This is a genomic window from Wolbachia endosymbiont of Glossina morsitans morsitans (assembly GCF_000689175.1).
Classification (GTDB): Bacteria; Pseudomonadota; Alphaproteobacteria; order Rickettsiales; family Anaplasmataceae; genus Wolbachia; species Wolbachia pipientis.
In genome coordinates this window covers 1-1,802 of record NZ_AWUH01000093.1, presented here as the reverse complement: position 1 = coordinate 1,802, position 1,802 = coordinate 1, and the positions used below count along the sequence as shown (strand labels likewise).

The 1,802-nt window shown below is 34.1% G+C and carries 2 pseudogenes; both read left to right on the top strand.

Annotated elements, in window-relative coordinates:
* Positions 1 to 538 precede the first annotated feature (538 nt).
* Positions 539 to 904 (top strand): annotated as a pseudogene (locus tag WGMM_RS07345) (ribonuclease D); the annotation flags it as partial.
* 75 nt (positions 905 to 979) lie between these two features.
* A pseudogene (locus WGMM_RS07340) lies at positions 980 to 1,714 on the top strand (ribonuclease D); the annotation flags it as partial.
* Between the last annotated feature and the right edge of the window lie 88 nt (positions 1,715 to 1,802).

Here is a 1,802-nt window from a genome sequence, read left to right as displayed (position 1 = left end):
ATCAAAAAATGCCAATACTCGACAGAGATAGTAAAAGACTAGCTAACTCGGGGATTCTTTGTCTTTTTTTCTGCTTAGTAAACTTCTTAAACATTTGCAGTGTAAGTTAGCTGCAATTAAAAGCAGCTTAATCTTGCTTGTCAAGCGTTTAAAACATAAAAAACGCCAATATTTTAAAGCGGATAATAACCCCAGGGCTTCTTTTGCCTTTTTTTTATTTGGTAAATTTCTTAATATGTATAGCTAAACGACAATCGTCATCCCGCAGCGGGATCTAGAGATACCGCGGCGTTATGACAGTTCGCGGCGGTATGACGTAGAGTGCTATCATTCCAGTGCCAAGCACCTTATGCAGCCTTTATTATGCAGCCACTTGGTTGAAATTAAGTCTTCTAGATCCCAGTGGAAGGAAGCACTGGAATTGGGATGGAAAAGGCTATTTGTGTTATGCCAATGAGTGATAGAAAGTTCTGCAAGAAGTCATTAATTGCAAAAATTTAATATAAGTGGTAAAGTAGAACCACTGAATAAAAAACATATGTTAATTAATACAACGTCGGAGCTGGAGGACATATGTGAGGAATTGATAGCAAAAAAGCCGAAATTTATAGCAGTTGACACGGAGTTCATTAGAAATAATTTAATCTACTACCCAATATTATCGTTAATTCAAATTTCTTACGGAGAGAAGAGTTTTATTGTAGACGCATTAGTGCCAGAAATTGATTTATCATTCATTAAGAAAATAATGCTAAATCAGGGGATAACCAAAGTGTTCCATAGCTTCCGGCAGGATATAGAATCCTTACTCACTGTGTTTAAATGTATTCCCACTCCAATTTTCGATACCCAAGTTGCTGCTATGTTTTGTTATTATCATGACTTTATTGGTTACTCAAAAACTTCTCCTATACTGGCTCTTTCTCTTCCTACCCAAGAAAATACTTTACGAATAACTTCAGCTTCTTCTTCATAAATCTCAGATCAGTTAGATTATGCAGTAAACGACGTGGTACACCTATATGACCTATACCAAATATTGTGCAATAAACTTGAAGAAAATAATAGGATGGGTTGGTTTCAAGAAGAGATGGAATCAATAGTTGATATAAATAAGTATTTACATAGCCCAAAAGATGCATGGAAGAGGATTAAATTTAATTATGAAGTAAATCCAAGATTGATACTAACTGTTAAAGCAGTTAGTGAGTGGCAAGAAACCTTAGCACAGCGCTATAATATGAACCGTAATAAAATAATCAATAATGCTGTAATAGCTGATTTTATTGAAAAAAATGTAGAGCATGTTGATGAGATTTTAGATGATCTCAAGAGGAATACAAAAAATATAAAAGATGTGGATTTACTAGAGTTTGTGAATATTTTTAATGAAAATGAGAGAAATTGGATGCAGCAAAACAACACCTTATCGAGTAATTATGACAAATCTGTACTTGATATACTCTCAATTATTTTAGATAGTAAATGTAAAGAAAGTAACATATCAAGGAAATTAGTTTCTTCAAAAGATGAGTTAACCGGGTCAATATCTAGACAGACAGATAAATTATTCAAGGGATGGAGATATGATTTTTTTGGCAGGTCAGTTGAATCATTTTTGAACACAAGCTCAAAATTTGAGATTTCAGCAGTGAAATCCGCAAATAATATAACCAAAATTCAGAGTAATTTAGTGGAGAATAACTGTTGCTAAAAGTAACTTAGATTTATCGACAATCGTCATCCCGCTACGTGTTAGTGGCTAAAAGATACCGCGGCGGTATGACGGTTAAGTAGGGTGT